This is a genomic window from Paucibacter sp. DJ2R-2 (genome assembly GCF_025717675.1).
Classification (GTDB): Bacteria; Pseudomonadota; Gammaproteobacteria; order Burkholderiales; family Burkholderiaceae_C; genus Paucibacter_A.
Genome location: NZ_JAJIRT010000001.1, coordinates 1,577,976 through 1,593,606, shown reverse-complemented (window position 1 = coordinate 1,593,606; position 15,631 = coordinate 1,577,976). Strand labels below are relative to the sequence as shown.

The window sequence follows — 15,631 nt, the reverse complement described above, 5'->3', positions numbered from 1 at the left end:
CGGCGGCGCGTTTCAGTCCGAGACCGGCTGCATGGGCAGGGCTTGCACCACGGCCTCCACGGCCTCGCTGAAACCGGGGCGCCCCTGGCGCAACCACGGCAGCCAATGCGCTTCGATGGCGGGCAGCGCTTGCTGCCAACGAGCGCGTCGGTAAAGCCCGCCCTGCACCGCATAGGGCGTGTACTCCCGCTCGCCGTCCTGACGCAGCACCTCCTGCACAGCCAGGCCGACGGTATAGAACTGAATCGCATGCCAAAGCAGCTGGGCATTCGGGCGCGGCGTGGCCTTCAGAGCGGCAGCCGTGCTGCGGAACAAGGGGCGCATCACACCCACATGGCTGGCCTCGTGGTACAGCATCTCCAGCGCCGCATCGCCCTGGTAATCGGGGCGGCCGCTGGGCATGAGCACATGCTCGGGCTCGTCGCTGCTGTAGGCGCCCTCGTAGGTTCCGGTCATGTGGACCAGATCGGTGCGCAGCGGCAGGCGGGTGAAGGGCTGGGTGAACTGGCGTTCGAGCCGCGCCTGCACGGCAGCGCCAAATCGTGTGTCCAGAGCCTGGGCTTGCTCGATCCAGCGCCGGTTGCTGGCCTCGTGGGCCGGCCAGACGCAACGCCCATAGGCGGGCGCGGCCGCGCTCAGCTGCAGCGCCAGAGGCTCCGGCAGGCCGCGCAGCCCCTGCGCGTCACGGCGGCCGTCCTCAGCTTGACGCAGGGCCTGCTTGATGGCGGCAAGGCCCGCATCGAACAAGGGGTGGCGCTGCTCAAATTGCTCGGCATAGAAGGCCCGCGCCTGGTTCAGCGGCGCCAGCTCGGTGGGTTCAAGCCGGCAGGCGGCTTGTTCGGCCGCCAGCTCCGGCTTGCGGCGCGAGGCGTCAAGCAAGAAGTGGTGCAGGTTCATCAGGAAACTGCTGTGGTAATCGAAGCGCAGGCGCTGCACAGGCCCTTCTGCCGATGCCAAGCCTGGGGCTGGCGTGGCCTCGGCCGCAGCCGCCGGCAAGGAGGCCAGCAAGGCCAGCACGCTCAGAGCAATGCCGCAAACCTGGCGCAAACAAGGGCCTGAGGCCACGGGGGTCGCCAGCCGAGAGTCCACATTGATCTGGGGCACGCGCATGTCTCCTGGCGCCACGCTGCCGCGGCGCCTGTGTCTTGAATAAAGGCTTGAACGGCAATCAAAGCCGGCGCGGCGAAGCATAGCCAGGCCTCAGCCGCCATTTGCGCGCACTGCGCACGGCCGCGGCATGACTTGCAGCGCGCCGACATGTCGGGCCAGATACTTCGCGCTCTGTTTGAACACCTCGCCCTCTTGCAACGGCCCCTCCCCGACCATGCCTCGCCTCTCCGTCCCGCTGCCCCGACGCCTGCGCTACTCCCACCAAGCCCTCGCCCTGTTCCTGGTGCTCTTGGCCGCGCTCTGGCTGCTGCTGGCCCATGCCATGCCCGCGCCGCCCAAACAGGTGGGCATTGCCACAGCCTTCAAGGGCGGGGCGTATGAGCATTTCGGTCAGCGCTACCAGCAGGCCTTGCAGGCCGAGCACATCCGCTCCACCCTGGTTCCCAGCCAGGGTTCGCTGGAAAACCTGCGCCTGCTGAAGGACCCCGCTTCCGGCGTGCATCTGGCCTTTGTGCAAGGCGGTGTCTCGAACGCAGAGCGAAGCCCAGGCCTGGTCTCGCTGGGCCGCATCAACCACCAGATCCTCTGGATCTTTCATCGTGCCGAGTACCCCTTCAACAACCTGACCCAGCTGAAGAACAAGCGCATCGCGGTCGGCCCGCAGGACAGCGGTACGCGGGTTCTGGCCGATCAGGTCTTGAAGCTGCACGGCATCGGCGCGGCCAATGCCCAGCTCTTGCCCCTGGCCGGCGAGGCCGCGGCCGAGGCCTTGCTGACGAGCCAGGCCGATGTGATCTTCATGGCTTTCGCGGCCGACTCACCGCTGGTGCAGCGACTCCTGCACGACGATCGCGTGCAACTGCTTAGCCTGCGCCAGGCCGAGGCCATCACGCGGCACCTGAGTTTTCTGGTGCGCCTGGTGCTGCCGCAAGGCGCCATCGACCTGGAACGCAACCAGCCCATGGTCGATGTCGAACTGCTGGCCACCACCAATGCTGTGCTGGTGAGGGAGGATCTGCACCCCGACCTGGTCCAGCTGCTGACCCGCTTCCTGGTGGCCGAGCATGGCCAGGCCGGCTTGTTCCAGCGCGCCGGGGAGTTCCCTTTGAACAGCGACCCCGAGTACCCGATGGCCGCTGCGGCATTGCGTTACTACAAGCAGGGGCCCAGCTTCCTGCAACGCCTCTTGCCCTTGAGCATGGCGGTGCAGGTGGAACGCATGGCCGCCCTGCTGCTGTCAGCGGCGGCCCTGTTCTTTCCGCTCTTCAACTACGCCCCACGCATCTACCGCTGGTGGATACGCGAACGCCTGCACCTGCCCTACCGCCAGCTGCGCGCCGTGGAGGCGCGGCTGCAAGAGCCGATCAGCGAGCTGGACGCCGCCCGCCTGCTGCGCGAGCTCGATGCGCTGAGCGACAAGGTCCGGCAGCTCGGCGTGCCTTCGCGCCATTCAGACCTGTTCTTCGAGCTGCAAAGCGACATCCAGCTGGTTCGCATGCGCTTGCGCGAACTGCTGACCACGCCGGTGAACACCGCCCATGCGACACTGCGATCCGCCTGATTTCGAGAGCCTGCGCATGAACTTTCTGCCTCCTTTGATGCCATGAGCAGCAGCCACCGTGGCCCTGTCGGCATCGACGAACTGCCTCGCTTCGACTGCCTGATCGACGCCCGCTCGCCGGCCGAATTCGCGCTCGACCACATCCCCGGCGCCATCAACTGCCCGGTGCTCGACGACGAAGAGCGCCGCATCGTCGGCACGCTCTACAAACAAGAAGGCGCCTTCGAGGCCCGCCGCGTCGGCGGCGCCATGGTGGCGGCCAATCTGGCGCGGCATCTGCAGTCCGAGCAGTTCAAGAACCAGCCGATCGGCTGGAAGCCCCTGGTCTACTGCTGGCGCGGCGGCTTGCGCAGCGGCTCCATGGTGCAGTGGCTGCGCCTGGTCGGCTGGGACGCGCAGCAGCTGGCCGGCGGCTACAAACGCTTCCGCCAGCATGTGATGGAAACATTGGACCAGCGCTGCCCGGCGCTGCCGCTGCGCGTGGTCTGCGGCGCCACCGGCAGTGCCAAAACCCAGCTGCTGCAGGCCCTGGCCCGGCAAGGTGCCCAGGTGCTGGACCTGGAAGGCCTGGCCTGCCACAAGGGGTCCATGCTGGGCGATCTGCCAGGTCAAGCCCAGCCCTCGCAAAAAGCATTCGACACCGCGCTGTATGCCGCCTTGGCCGGCCTGGACCTGAGCCAGCCCGTCTACATCGAAGCCGAGAGCCGCAAGATCGGCCGCATCACGGTGCCGTCAGCGCTGCTGGAGCGCATGCGCGCCAGCCCTTGCATCGAGCTGCGCGCCAGCGAAGAGGCGCGCCTGGAGTTCCTGCTGCGCGACTACGCCTATCTGGGCGCAGACGGTGCCGGCTTGGCCCAGATCCTCGACCGGCTGCGCCCCAGCCACGGCCATGAAACCGTCAACCGCTGGCAGGACTGGGCGCGCAGCGCCACCCTGGCGCCGCTGTTCGCCGAGCTGATGCGCAGCCACTACGACCCGCACTACGCCCGCTCCCAGGCCGCCAACTTTCAGCAATGGCCACAGCGCCAGGTGCTGGAGGCACAGGCCCTGCTGCCGCAGGACATTGAGGCCCTGGCCCACCAGCTGCGCAGCACATCACAGGCCCCAGGCACCGAATGATTCCCCGAGAACCGGACCCCATGAATAAACACTCTCGAAGCCCGATGACGGCCCCCCTGCTGGCGGCCGCGTTGAGCGCGGCCCTGTCCACCGTCAGCCTGCCCGCGCAAGCGCAAGCTGCGCCCTTGAGCAGCAGTGCTGGCCAGGCCACGCTCGAAAACAACGCCGATCTGCAGCGCCTCCGAGACGCGGATCAGGCGGCACGTTCGCCGGGCCGTGACAACATCGACTGGAGCATCGTCGCCAAACAAGACCAGGAGCGCCGAGTCGAAGTGCTCGCCCTGCTCAAGGCCGGCAAGGCGCGCACCAGCGCCGATTTCTACAACGCCGCCATGGTCTACCAGCATGGTGACGGCGTCGAAGACATCCGCCAGGCCCACGCACTGGCCACTGTCGCCACCCTGCTGCAGCCCGACAACGAGTCAGCCCTCTGGCTGCGGGCCGCGTCCTGGGACCGCATCCTGATGCGCCTGAACAAGCCGCAGTGGTACGGCACCCAGTTCACCAAGCCCGAAGGCTCCCAGCTCTGGGAGCTCTACAAGGTGGACGAAAGCGCCGTCACCGACGCAGACCGCGCCGCCTTGGGCGTGCGGCCGCTGGCGGCTGCCAAGGCGCAAGTGGAACGCATGAACAGCAAGCGCTGAGCAGGCAAAACCAGCGCAGCGACTGCAACGCAGCCTTCAGCCGCGCACGGCCGGGTCGCCTTCGCTGTCGTTCGCTTGGCCCAGGCGACGCATGGCCTGGTGCAGAAACGCCATCTGCTCCTCCACCGTACGGCAGTTGCGGCACATCACCAGATGCAATCGGAAGCGGGCGCGTTCGCCCGGTTCCAGCGCTTGCTCATGGCGATCGCTGATCAGGCGGGCCATCTCGCGGCAATCGAACATCAGCTTCATGCCTGCACCTGAAACCAGTTCTTGTCCAGGCATTCGCGCAGCGACATGCGCGCCCGGTACAGCATCACGCCGCAGTTGTTGCTGGTGATGCCCAACTCACCGCAGATGTCCTCGACCTCCTGGTCCAGGCTTTCCCGCATCATGAAGACCCGGGCCACCTTGGCCGGCAGGCGGTCGATGCAGTCCTGCAAGGTGGCGAAAAACTGCTGCTGCTCCAGCGCCCGCTCGGGCTCGCGCCAGGCCGCCTGCGGCTCCTGCCAATGGCCGTTGCTGGCGAACAGCGCGTCGAGCGCATCGTCCATGCTCTGCTCATCGAGCGGCTCGATATGGACCTCGCGCCCGCGCTTGCGCAGCAGGTCGATGATCTTGAACTTGAGGATGCCGGTGGCGTAAGTGCGCAGCGAGCTGCGGCCCTCGAAGGCCTCGGGCTTCTCCAGGATGGCCAGAAAAGTCTCGGACACCGCGTCCTCAGCCAGGCTGTCATGGCGCAGCTGCAGCTGCGCAAAGCGCAGCAAGGGCTGATGCAGGGCCGCAAGTTGGGATTCAAGGGTCATGGGCAGGCCGGTGGCAAGGAATGAAGCTTCCGCTTGGTCGGCGGAAGACTGGCCCACATTACAGCGCAGTTCTCTGCCGCGGCGACAATCCGCCCCATGAGTTCCCACGCCTCGCCCACACGACTGCAGCTCTACCTGAACCTGATCCGCTGGGACCGGCCCGCCGGTTGGCTGCTGCTGCTCTGGCCGACGCTCAGCAGCCTTTGGATCGCGGCCGACGGCTGGCCGGGTTGGCACCTGCTGGCCGTCTTCATCGGCGGCACCGTGCTGATGCGCTCGGCCGGCTGCTGCGTCAACGACGTCGCCGACCGCGATTTCGACAAACATGTCAAACGCACGGCCCAGCGCCCCGTCACCAGCGGCGCGGTCTCGGTGAAGGAAGCCCTGGCCCTGGGGGCAGGTCTTGCCCTGCTGGCTTTCGGCCTGGTGCTGACCACCAATGCGCCGACCATCCTGCTGTCCTTCGCCGCCCTGGCCGTGACCCTGCTCTACCCCTATGCCAAGCGGGTGCTGAACATGCCGCAGGCGGTGCTGGGCGTGGCCTTCAGCTTTGGCATCCCCATGGCCTTCTCGGCCGCCCTGGGTGGCACCGAATGGAGCCTGGCCGCCATCAACGCCGCCGTGCCGCTGTCGGCCTGGGCCCTGCTGGTGGCCAATCTGTTCTGGGTGCTGGCCTACGACACCGAATACGCCATGGTCGACCGCGATGACGACATCCGCATCGGCATCAAGACCTCGGCCCTGACTCTGGGCCGCTTCGATGTGGCCGGCGTGATGGCCTTCTACGCCATCTACCTCGCTGCCTGGACGGCGCTGGGCCTGCGCCTGGGCCTTGGCCGCGTCTTTCTGCTCGGCATGGCCGTGGCGGCGGCGCAAGTGGTCTGGCACTACACCCTGATCAAGGACCGCAGCCGCGAGGGCTGCTTCAAAGCCTTCCGCGAGAACCACTGGGTTGGCCTGGCGGTGTTCGCGGGCACGGTGGCGGATCTGGCGCTGCGCTGAGGGGCCGCGGGGCCAACTGGCGGGCTAGCGCTGACGCTCAGCGGCAAGGAATCCCGGCCCCGTCATCCGCCTCAAGCCATCCAACAACTCCTGCTGCGCCTGGGCGCGGCCCTCGCTCGCGTAGTCCTGAGCGTCTGCGGCCAGCCGCGCCATCTGGGCATTGCAGGAAGCCCGGCACGCCTGCATTTGCTCGCTGCGGGACTCGGGCAGCTCGCCACGCCGTGGCTCCAGCAGATAGGTGCCCGGTGGGTCGAGCGCCAAGCGCTCGATCCGCTCATGGCACAGCGCCGCGCACGAGAGCGTGGCCAGATGCGCGCTGCACTGGGCGCCATCCTCCTGTGCCGCTTGAATCGCCAGCCAGGAGCGGCTCCCGGCACCAGCCCTGGGCAGCTTTTGCAGACTGAGCTGCTCGGGTGCATCGGCAGCGCGCAGACGCAGATAAAGGCGGTGAAGCTGGGCAGTCTTCAAAGAGGCCAGCAGCTCCGGCGCTCCCAGTGCCAGCAGTTCATGCGTTTGCAAATCCAGATAGCGGCTCCGGCGAAAGGCATGAAGGCCGTTCACCCATTCGCTGCTGAACAGCAGCGACGCCTCGCCCCTCTTCTGCTGACGCGCCTGTTCAGCCCAGACCGCCCGGAACAGCTGCGGAAACTGTCCGGCCAGTTCCAGCGGCAGGCGCACCGGAGCCTTCAGCCAGGACCACGGCTCATCCCTGCCTTTCCAGCTCAGCGGCGGCAGGGTGGGCAAGCCCGCCAAGCGGTACTCCCCCGCCGAACCCAACCCGGCTTGCAGATCCAGCACGTAGAGGACGAGCTCCGCCTCCGCCCTGGCATCGGCCAGCAGCCAGGCTCGCAGGGCCAAGGTTTGCGCATCCGCGGGCAAGTCCGTCTGCCAGGCCGGCTGTTCGTTTTCCGCGTCGGCGTGGTTGGCTTGGAGCAAGTGCTCGCGCTCACTCGATCCATGCAAAGGTGGCGGGGGCGGCAGCAAAGCACCCCAGCGCAGCGAAAACTGACACGGCTCAGGCTCTCGCCGCAGCTGCAGGCGGGGCGCGGCAAAGCGGTCGATCTTGCGCAAGCCGGTGGCATCGACCTCGCGCCAGGACAAGCCCGACGAGCCGGGCCGGGCGCCGTCCCGCAATCGAAGCGTCAGCACTCGCCGGGGCCCGTCCAACAGCAAGAGGCCCAGGCTCACACCCGGCAGGCTGTCGGCGTCGGCACGGCCGACGATCAGCGTCTCAGCCGCCTGAGCTGAGCTCAGAGCCTGGCCGCACCAGACCAGGCACAGCGCTGCCAGCAAGAGCCAGCGTCCTCGGTGTCGCCGGTCACCCACCACTGCTGCTCCCGCAGCGTCCTTCCTGAACCCCATGTTCAAGCCCCCTCGGTTCAGAGCTCTACAGGCTCCGCGCCGGCACTGTAGCGCCGCCCCGGCGGTGAAAAAGCACCTTTCCCCAGGCCCTTGATCCTTTTGCTGGTTGTGAGCTGCGTATCCAAAGCAGGAAGGAGCGAACGGTCTGCTGCGACTTCGCTTCCTCTGCCCGTCTTGTACCGGTGCCAGTTGCCAGAAAGAACGTACCGGCCCTGCCTCACCTGAACCGGAGAACCACGCCATGAACCCACGTCTGCTGCCCCATCCCGCTCGCCGCGCTCGCCCAGCCAGCCACGGCCGTACCTTGCTGATTGCAGCATCGGCCGCCTTGGCGCTGAGCGCCTGCGGCGGCGGTGGAGACGACGGCACCGCCGCGCCTGACACTGCGCCCGCCGGCACGCCAAGCCCAGTGCCCACACCTGCACCTGCACCTGCACCCGCGCCCACTCCTGCGCCAGCGCCAGCACCAGCACCAGCACCAGCACCAGCTCCGGCTCCGGCTCCGGTTCCGGCGCCCAGCCCCGCCAGCTGCGGCAATCAAACCGAGCTCAATGCCTCGGCCCTGAACGCTTTCGATGGCCTGTATGCCGTGACCGTGTTTGACAGCAACACGGCGGCCGAGCTCGGCGCCGCCAGCTTGCGCCTGGCCGGCGGCGTGCTGAGCTACACCCCCGCTGCCGGCCTCGCCGGCGCCAGCGCCGCCACAGCCCCCGTGCGCGCGGTCTGCCAAAACACCAATATGGCCGGTCAGCCCATCGGCGTGGTGGCGGTGCTGGACGAGCAGCGCCACATCGACTTCTTTGCCCCGGCCTTCAACGGCCTCTATGTCTCGGGCACCGACATGGGCAGCGCCACGGGCTCCGGGCGCTATCTGCAAGGGCGCAACCCGGCCGCCGGCGGGAGCGGCGCCAGCCCGGCGCCGACACCGGCCCCATCGCCTGCCCCGTCGCCTACCCACGCACCCTCCCCCGCTCCCAGCAGCGGCAATGAATGCGCGCCGCTGGTGGCACGCGCCGGAGACTCGGTCACCTACCGGCAGACCTCCAGCGCGGCCGGAGCCGCTCCCTTCACTGTCAAGTACGATTTCAGCGCCGGCAGCTATCAGGGCCGGGCCGCCATCGTCGGCACGGTCAGCACCAGCGGCATCACGGCCGCCCAGGCAGGTGTCGGTACCTTCTACCTCGACCCGGTCAGCGGCGCCGCGCTGGCGCAGGACGCGGCCACACCGGGTGCCGCCGACACCGTCACCCGCTACGAGCCGGCCGACTGGCAGCAAAGACTGACCCAAGCCGGCATCCCCGGCGGCGGCAGCGGCAAGATCAGCGTCACGGCCACCACCCAGGGCAAGAGCGTCAGCGACGCCTTTGCCTCCCTGGGTGGCGCCACGGCCCTGGTGATGAAATACGAGTTCATGGTTCGGCGCGAGGCCAACGAAACCGTCAGCACGGCTGCGGGCAGCTTTGCCAACAGCTGCAAGTTCCGGGTCGAGTTCGCGCTCAAGGACTTCCAGGTTCAAGGCCCGGCCGCCACCAGCCCCTTGCTCAGCATGATGCTGCCGCTGCTGCAGTCCAGCTTCGTCGTGCCGACCGAGCTGACCCTCTGGAGCAGCGATGCCCTGCCCTTCATGCTGCCCAAGAGCGTGACCGTCAGCACCCTGCCCGCACCGACTGGCGCGGTCACCAGCACCCAGGAGGTGATCGCTTTCACCAAGGCGCCGCGCTGAACGGCCTCAGCAGGCAAGCCCTGACCCTCGGGCTTGTCAGCATGACGGCGGCGCCGAACTTGCGCACACTGGGCAGCCATGAGCATTCCACCCGCCTGGCCGGACGTCCGGCAGCTGTTTGACGCCGCCGCGAGCCTGCCGGCGGCCGAGCGCGAAGCCTTTGTGCGCGCCAGCGCGGCCAGCGCCGAGTTGCAAGCCGAGGTCCTGTCTCTGCTCGCACACAGCACCGGCGGCGGCGCCGAAGACCCGGGCTTTCTGGCTCAGGCGGCACTCGCCGAGTCTGGCGCACACACGAAGGAAGAAGCGGATGCCGTGGCCTGGCCGGGTCTGCGCCTGGGGGCCTGGGAGCTGATTGACGTCCTGGGCTGCGGCGGCATGGGCGAGGTCTGGCGCGCGCGCCGGGCCGACGGCGCCTACCAGGGCGAGGCGGCGGTCAAGCTGCTCAAGCGCGGCATGGATTCCAGTGCCGTGCTGCAGCGCTTTGCGCAGGAGCGCCAGGCTCTGGCCCGGCTCGACCACCCGCATATCGCGCGCCTTTTTGATGCCGGGCTCAGCCCCAGCGGCCTGCCTTATTTCGTCATGGAGCTGGTGCAGGGCCGGGCCATCGACCAGGCCTGCGAAGGCCTGAGCCTGGAGGCGCGGCTGGCGCTGTTCCTGCAGTTGGCCGACGCCGTGTCCTATGCGCACCGCCATCTGCTGGTGCACCGCGACCTCAAGCCCGGCAATGTGCTGGTCAACGGCGAAGGCCAGGTCAAGCTGCTGGACTTCGGCATCGCCAAGGCCCTGGACCCGCAAGAGGCCTTGCCGGGCCAGCAGAGCCCGACCGACCAGACGCAGGCCGGCCAGCGCCCCTTCACACCCAACTACGCCAGCCCCGAGCAGGTGCGCGGCGACCCGGTCAGCACCGCCACCGATCTCTATTCCCTGGGTGTGCTGCTCTATGTGATGTTGACCGGCGTGCGCCCCTATGGCCGCCAGGCCAGCACGCCGCTGCAGGCCGCACATTGCGTGCTGGAAGAGCTGCCGACCCGGCCCAGCAGCCTGTCGCCCGAGCTGATCAAGGACCCACAATGGCTGAACCGGCGCAAGCGCCTGCGTGGCGATCTCGACAACATCCTGCTCAAGACCTTGGAGAAGCAGAGCAGTGCGCGCTATGCAAGCGTTGACGCCCTGGCCGCCGACCTCCGCGCCCACTTGCAGGGCTACCCAGTCAGCGCGCGCAAGCCCCGCCTGGGCTATCTGCTGGGCCGTTTTGTCAGCCGCAACAAATGGCCGGTGGCGGCCGGCAGCCTGGCCCTGGCGGCCGTGGTCGGCGGCGCCGGCCTGGCGCTCTGGCAGGCGCGCGTGGCGCAGGCGCAGAGCCAGCTGGCCGAGCGGCGCTTCAACGATGTGCGCCAGTTCGCGCGCCTGATGCTGTTCGAGGTGGACACCGCCTTGCGCGACGGCCCGACCGCCGGCCGCGAAAAGCTGGTCGCCGGCGCGCTCAGCTATCTCGACCGCCTGGCCAGCGAGCGCCTCGAGGACCGCGAGCTGCTGCGCGATGTGGCCGAGGGCTATGAGCGCATCGGCGACATCTTCGGCAACAGCATGCAGGCCAACCTGGGCCGGCCCCAGGAGGCCCGCGCCGCCTACGAGAAGGCCTTGCGCATGCGCGAGGCCCTGGCGGCGCTGGACCCGCTGGACCTGAAGAATGTGCAGGGGCTGAAGTCCATCAACGAACGCTTCGGCGACAGCGCCCGCGCCGCCGGCAAGCTGCCCGAAGCCAAGGGCTTCTACCGCACCGCAGCCGCCCATGCGGCCAGCCTGGCGCAGGCCCAGCCACAAGACCTGGCGGTGCAACTCAAGCGCATCGAGGCCGACCGTTACCTCGCTTCGGTCGACTACTGGCCCTTCAAGGAAAGCCTGGGCCTGTACCAGCCGGCGCGCCAGCGCATCGAAGCGCTGGACCGCGAGATGGACGGCCTGCTGCAGCGCCACCCCGAACGCAGCGAAGTGCTGGAGGCTTACGGCGGCCTGCTCAACCAGCTCTCCGACTTCCAGCGCGTGGCGGGAGAGTTCCCGGCCAGCCTGCAGACTCAACTCAAGAGCCACCAGCTGGCGACCCGCCTGCTCGCCAGCGCACCCGACAACCCGCGCTGGCAGCGCTGGCTCTACCTGGCCGAAGGTCGCCTGGCCGATGCCTTGCTGGAGACGGGGGACACCGAGCGCGGCCTGGCCATGTGGATCAGCTCGATCGAGCGGCGCGAACGCGGCGCCCGCGCGGACCCGGGCAATGAGCGGGCGCAGCGCAACCTGGCCAATGGCTACGGCCCCCTGGCCGAGGCCCTGGACAGCCTGGGCCGCCCGGCGCGCGCTTTGGTCTGGTACCAGCGCGAGTTCAAGCTGCTGAGCGAGTTGCGGCAGAAGTTTCCGCAAGTGAAGGCCTTGGCGCCGCGCCTGGACGAGTCGGAGCGCGACCTGACCCTGCAGCTGTCCTTGGCCGGCCGGCATGGCGAGGCGGTCCAGCGCTGGCGCGCCCTGACCGAACGGCGCGCGGCCGGCGGCGCCAATGACGACCCCGAGGGCGAAGCCAAGTACGGCCTGGTCGAGGCCCGCATCCTGCTGGCGGCCCCGGCCGCCATGCTCAGCCCGGCCGCCCGCGCCGCGGCGCGCCAAGCCGGCGAGGCGGCGCTGAAGACCTTGCGCGCCTCAGCCCTGCGCGAGCCCTTCAACGCCTTGTTCGCCCGCGAGGCTCATCTGGCCGAGTTCTGGCTGGGCCGCGCGCTGCAAGGCCCGGCAGGTCATGACCCGGCCGCTGCCTGCGCCCTGCTCAAGGCGGCCGCGGCCGGCCTGGCGCGGCTGCGCACAGAGCAGCGCCTGCCGGCCAATCTGCAGGCCTTGGACAGCCAGGCCCAAAGCCTGGCTCAGTGCAAGGCGGATTCGAAGGGGTAGCGCACGCCCAGCTGGGCGCGGATCTGGTCCATCCAGGCCAGGGTGGCCAGGGTCTCGCTGAGCGGCATGTGCGCGCTCTCGCTGCGGCCGGCGCGAATGCAGGCTGCCGCCTCGAGGATCTCGCCCTCGAAGCCATTGATCTGGAACGGCGCCTGCACGGTCTGCTCCGGCTGACCGGCGACCTGCAGCCGGGCTTCGGTCGCCTCCCAGAAGTTGCGCGGCAGCTCGATGACGCCACGCTCGCCGAAGATGCGCAGGCCGTTGTCGGCCATGCCGTCGAAGGCGCAGACGAATTGCGAGCTGATGCCGCCGGGAAAATGCAGGCTGGCGGCCAGACGCTGGTCGACTCCGGTGGGCGCCAGCACGCCTTGGGCCTGGATCTGCAGCGGCTCGGGGCATGCACCGAGCGCCTGTTGCAGCACCCAGCGCGTCATGCTGAGGTTGTAGATGCCGATGTCCAGCAAGGCGCCACCGGCCAGGGCCGGGTCAAAGCAGCGGCTGCGGGCGTCAAAAGGGATGGAGAAACAAAAGCTCGACTGAATGGCCCGCAGCGGGCCGATCGCATCGGCTTGCAGCCAGGCTCGCACTTGCGCGTAGACCGGCAGAAAGCGCGTCCACAGCGCTTCCATCAGGAACAGCTGGCGCTGCTGCGCCAAGGCCACCAGGGGCAGCGCCTGGGCAAGACCTGGCACCAAGGGCTTCTCGCACAGCACAGACTTGCCGGCCTCAAGGGCGGCGGCCACGGCCAGGCCGTGTTGGGCATGGGGTGTGGCGATGTAAACCGCATCGACCTCGCTGCTGGCCAGGGCGGCCTGCAGCTCGGCCGCATCGGCCGCCAGAGCCAGACGCGGTGCCGGCCGGTCGCTCGCGCAATGCTCGGCCACAAAGGCCTGCGAGCGGGCCAGGTCGCGGCCCAGCACCAGACTCAGCTCATGACCGGGCAGGCCTTGCAAGGCCTGGACAAAGCGCCCGGCGATATTGCCGGGGCCGACCAGGGCCCAGCGCAAGGCCCGCGCTTCAGGCACGCGCGCTCTTGGCGGCGGCCTTGCCGGCTGCCTTGCGAACCGCGGGCTTGGCGGCGGCTTTCACAGCAGTCTTTGCGGCCGGTTTCAGTGCAGCTTTCACGGCAACTTTGGGCGCCGCCTTGCTGGCCGGCTTGGCGGCTGCCTTGGGTGCAGCCTTTGCAGCCGGCTTGGCGGCGGCTTTGGGCGCGGCCTTGGGCGCCTTCGCTGCCGGCGCTGCGGCGATGATGGACTTCAGCTGCTCCTTCAAGGCCTTGCCCTCGGCGCGCTTGGCGCGGGTGGCGGCGCGTTGGTAGGCTTCTTCGGCCGACTCGCGCAGGGCCACGGCCTTGGCCAGGGCGGCTTGGTACTTCTCCACCGTGTAGGTGTTCTCGGTGCCGATGTAGACGCTGCGGCCACGCGGCGAACCGCCGAAGCGCGGCAAGGACACGGCAAAGCTGCAGTCGCGCACGCGGCTGCTGGCGCGCTGACGCACGATGGGGCCAGAGATACCAACCGGCAGACCACTGCCCTTGTTGCCGCTGGGGCGGCGTTGCAAGCGCGAAGGCGCGGGCAAGGTGGCGATGCGACTCAGCAAGGCCTTGGTGGCTTCGGCCAAGGCCGCCGCAGCACCGCTACCGTCTTGCGAGTGATCGGAGAAAAGCTTGGTGCCGCCATAACGCAGCTGCCAACCGTGCGTCGACTGATGGTCGATACGCTGAATGCATTGCGGCACAGCGAATTGCTGGCCACTGAAAATAACGACGTCACGAGTTTTCATGAGATTCCTCAAAACAGCTGATGAACCTCCCTACCTTATTGTTCTAGGCCCTATTGTTACGCCTCTTTACACACCTAACGCGACCAACTGTCGGCATATTTCCTGCCAGTTCCGGCACAAATAGCTCCATCACCCGTAACTGAGCCCCGCAGCGGCTGAAAACAGAGTTGCGTGACCACAACATTTGGGCCGATGCGGGGCTGCCGGTGGCGGCCAACCACTGCTTTTCCATCTGCCGGCGGGTGTGGCCGAAGCGGGACAGGCGGCGCGGCCGCAGCTCGCTGCGCCGCACGCGCGGGTCGGCATAGAGCAGATTGGCCAGCGGCCGGGGGCCCAGGCCCTTGAGGGCGCGCCAGGGACCGGCCAGGGCGCTCTGGTGCAGGCTGGAGCGCGCCCAGACCAGGGGACGGCCGTCGACGCTGAGGATGACCTCGCGCACCACGGTGCAGCCGTGCCGCGGCAGGCCCAGGGCCTTGAGTTCGGCCGTGCGCAGGGGCGCGGTGCGCTGACTGAGCACCGTCACTTCAAAGCGTTCGCCCAGGCAGGCCAGGCGCCGGCTCAGCGAGCCGGGGGCGTGCAGCCATTTGCGCAAACTGTCGCGGCTGGCTATGCCCAAAGCAGCACCCTCAGGGTCAGCGACAAGGTCGAGTTCAGGGTTCCGTGGGACATCGCTGTCAGCTTGGGGTCAGGTCGTGCTCGCGTCGGTCGGGCTTGGCGGGTCGGCTCAGGCCGCAAACTCATCACCGAGCTCGCGGGCGCGCGCTTGCGCGGCCAGCACGGCGCGCTGCACGGCCGCGCCGACCTGGTCGGCCTGCAAGCTGCTGATGGCGGCATGGGTGGTGCCGCCCTTGGACGTGACGCGCTCGCGCAGCACGGTCGGCGACTCGCTGGAGGCCAGGCCCAGGGCAGCCGCGCCGCGGCAGGTGGCCAGGGCCAGCTCGCGGCCCTGGGCTTCGCTGAGCCCCATGTCCACCGCCGCAGCCGTCATGGCCTCGACGACGTAAAAGAAATAGGCCGGCCCCGAGCCCGACAAGGCGGTGACCGCATCCAGATCGGCCTCCGCATCGACCCAGATGCAGCGGCCAGTGGGTGCCAGCACCTGCTCCACCCGGGCCCGGTCGCCAGCAGACACCGCAGCCCGGGCAAACAGGCCGGCGATGCCTTTGCCGATCAGGGCCGGCGTGTTGGGCATGGCGCGCACGATGCGCTCGCTGCCGGTCTTGGCCACCAGGGTGTCGCTGCGGATGCCCGCCATCACGGACAGGTGCAGGGCCCCGTGCAGCAATCCGGCCAGAGGCGCGGCCGCTTCGCCAAAGAGCTGGGGCTTGACCGCCCAGACCACCAAGCCCGCCTCGGCCAGACTGGCATCGGCGGCGGCGAGCACATGGAGGCCCGGGAAATCGGCCTGCAGGCGAGCGCGCTGCGGCTCATAGGGCTCGACCACCCAGACCCGCGCCGGGTTCAGGCCGGCCCGCAGCAAGCCGCCGATGATGGCGCTGGCCATATTGCCGCCGCCAATGAAAGCTATGGGTGAACTCATGGCTGACGCCGCTTCCTGCTCATGGGATGGAGGTCGAAGTGTAGGCGCGCC

14 protein-coding genes are annotated in these 15,631 nt (G+C 68.6%); 6 read left to right on the top strand and 8 right to left on the bottom strand.

The window, feature by feature from the left end:
• Positions 1–12 precede the first annotated feature (12 nt).
• A complete protein-coding gene (locus LNV28_RS06905) occupies positions 13–1,104 on the bottom strand; it encodes a hypothetical protein (RefSeq protein ID WP_263515787.1) in 1,092 nt (363 codons plus the stop codon).
• A gap of 220 nt (positions 1,105–1,324) precedes the next feature.
• Between LNV28_RS06905 and LNV28_RS06900 the strand changes: the two genes are divergently transcribed.
• Genes LNV28_RS06900 through LNV28_RS06890 form a run of 3 tightly spaced genes read left to right on the top strand, consistent with a single transcriptional unit; the run spans position 1,325 to position 4,434 of the window.
• On the top strand, positions 1,325–2,671 hold the full coding sequence (locus LNV28_RS06900; protein ID WP_263515788.1) for a TAXI family TRAP transporter solute-binding subunit: 1,347 nt from the start codon (positions 1,325–1,327) through the stop codon (positions 2,669–2,671).
• Between the two features lie 42 nt (positions 2,672–2,713).
• Positions 2,714–3,790 carry a tRNA 2-selenouridine(34) synthase MnmH gene (gene mnmH, locus LNV28_RS06895; protein WP_263515789.1) on the top strand — a complete coding sequence of 359 codons (1,077 nt, stop codon included), beginning with the start codon at positions 2,714–2,716 and terminating at the stop codon, positions 3,788–3,790.
• A gap of 44 nt (positions 3,791–3,834) precedes the next feature.
• A complete protein-coding gene (locus LNV28_RS06890) occupies positions 3,835–4,434 on the top strand; it encodes a hypothetical protein (protein ID WP_263515790.1) in 600 nt (199 codons plus the stop codon).
• 36 nt (positions 4,435–4,470) lie between these two features.
• Here LNV28_RS06890 and LNV28_RS06885 read toward each other — a convergent pair whose 3' ends face one another.
• Positions 4,471–4,686 carry a zf-HC2 domain-containing protein gene (locus LNV28_RS06885; RefSeq protein ID WP_263515791.1) on the bottom strand — a complete coding sequence of 72 codons (216 nt, stop codon included), beginning with the start codon at positions 4,684–4,686 and terminating at the stop codon, positions 4,471–4,473.
• Positions 4,683–5,240, bottom strand: a complete 558-nt coding sequence (locus LNV28_RS06880; protein ID WP_263515792.1) for a sigma-70 family RNA polymerase sigma factor — start codon at positions 5,238–5,240, stop codon at positions 4,683–4,685. Before LNV28_RS06880 ends, LNV28_RS06885 begins: the two co-directional genes overlap by 4 nt.
• 96 nt (positions 5,241–5,336) lie before the next feature.
• Here LNV28_RS06880 and ubiA point away from each other — a divergent pair, with 96 nt between their 5' ends.
• The gene (gene ubiA / locus LNV28_RS06875; protein WP_263515793.1) at positions 5,337–6,242 is read left to right on the top strand and encodes a 4-hydroxybenzoate octaprenyltransferase; all 906 of its coding nucleotides are present in this window, start codon (positions 5,337–5,339) and stop codon (positions 6,240–6,242) included.
• 24 nt (positions 6,243–6,266) lie between these two features.
• Here ubiA and LNV28_RS06870 read toward each other — a convergent pair whose 3' ends face one another.
• A complete protein-coding gene (locus LNV28_RS06870; protein WP_263568756.1) occupies positions 6,267–7,178 on the bottom strand; it encodes a hypothetical protein in 912 nt (303 codons plus the stop codon).
• 667 nt (positions 7,179–7,845) lie between these two features.
• Here LNV28_RS06870 and LNV28_RS06865 point away from each other — a divergent pair.
• Entirely contained in the window at positions 7,846–9,327 is a 1,482-nt protein-coding gene (locus LNV28_RS06865) for a hypothetical protein (protein ID WP_263515795.1), read from the top strand.
• A gap of 78 nt (positions 9,328–9,405) precedes the next feature.
• Positions 9,406–12,258: a serine/threonine-protein kinase gene (locus LNV28_RS06860; protein ID WP_263515796.1), complete on the top strand. Its 2,853-nt coding sequence runs from the start codon at positions 9,406–9,408 to the stop codon at positions 12,256–12,258.
• Here the strand turns inward: LNV28_RS06860 and LNV28_RS06855 are convergent.
• The 4 genes from LNV28_RS06855 to proC form a co-directional block, all read right to left on the bottom strand.
• Positions 12,231–13,283 carry a Gfo/Idh/MocA family protein gene (locus LNV28_RS06855; RefSeq protein WP_263515797.1) on the bottom strand — a complete coding sequence of 351 codons (1,053 nt, stop codon included), beginning with the start codon at positions 13,281–13,283 and terminating at the stop codon, positions 12,231–12,233. The two genes, LNV28_RS06860 and LNV28_RS06855, sit on opposite strands and share 28 nt — an antisense overlap.
• Positions 13,276–14,040 (bottom strand): hypothetical protein, encoded by a 765-nt coding sequence (locus LNV28_RS06850; protein ID WP_263515798.1) that lies wholly within the window; start codon positions 14,038–14,040, stop codon positions 13,276–13,278. The genes LNV28_RS06855 and LNV28_RS06850 overlap by 8 nt, the downstream gene beginning before the upstream one ends.
• A 43-nt stretch (positions 14,041–14,083) precedes the next feature.
• Positions 14,084–14,656, bottom strand: a complete 573-nt coding sequence (locus LNV28_RS06845) for a chorismate--pyruvate lyase family protein (RefSeq protein WP_263515799.1) — start codon at positions 14,654–14,656, stop codon at positions 14,084–14,086.
• Positions 14,657–14,764: 108 nt separating this feature from the next.
• Positions 14,765–15,580, bottom strand: a complete 816-nt coding sequence (gene proC, locus LNV28_RS06840) for a pyrroline-5-carboxylate reductase (RefSeq protein ID WP_263515800.1) — start codon at positions 15,578–15,580, stop codon at positions 14,765–14,767.
• Positions 15,581–15,631 lie beyond the last annotated feature (51 nt).

Bases quoted from the DNA above. Each gene is read 5' to 3' on its own strand.
- LNV28_RS06900 (WP_263515788.1), top strand. From the start codon at position 1,325: ATGCCTCGCCTCTCCGTCCCGCTGCCCCGACGCCTGCGCTACTCCCAC.
- mnmH (WP_263515789.1), top strand. From the start codon at position 2,714: ATGAGCAGCAGCCACCGTGGCCCTGTCGGCATCGACGAACTGCCTCGC.
- LNV28_RS06890 (WP_263515790.1), top strand. From the start codon at position 3,835: ATGACGGCCCCCCTGCTGGCGGCCGCGTTGAGCGCGGCCCTGTCCACC.
- LNV28_RS06885 (WP_263515791.1), bottom strand. From the start codon at position 4,686: ATGAAGCTGATGTTCGATTGCCGCGAGATGGCCCGCCTGATCAGCGAT.
- LNV28_RS06880 (WP_263515792.1), bottom strand. From the start codon at position 5,240: ATGACCCTTGAATCCCAACTTGCGGCCCTGCATCAGCCCTTGCTGCGC.
- ubiA (WP_263515793.1), top strand. From the start codon at position 5,337: ATGAGTTCCCACGCCTCGCCCACACGACTGCAGCTCTACCTGAACCTG.
- LNV28_RS06865 (WP_263515795.1), top strand. From the start codon at position 7,846: ATGAACCCACGTCTGCTGCCCCATCCCGCTCGCCGCGCTCGCCCAGCC.
- LNV28_RS06860 (WP_263515796.1), top strand. From the start codon at position 9,406: ATGAGCATTCCACCCGCCTGGCCGGACGTCCGGCAGCTGTTTGACGCC.
- LNV28_RS06850 (WP_263515798.1), bottom strand. From the start codon at position 14,040: ATGAAAACTCGTGACGTCGTTATTTTCAGTGGCCAGCAATTCGCTGTG.
- proC (WP_263515800.1), bottom strand. From the start codon at position 15,580: ATGAGTTCACCCATAGCTTTCATTGGCGGCGGCAATATGGCCAGCGCC.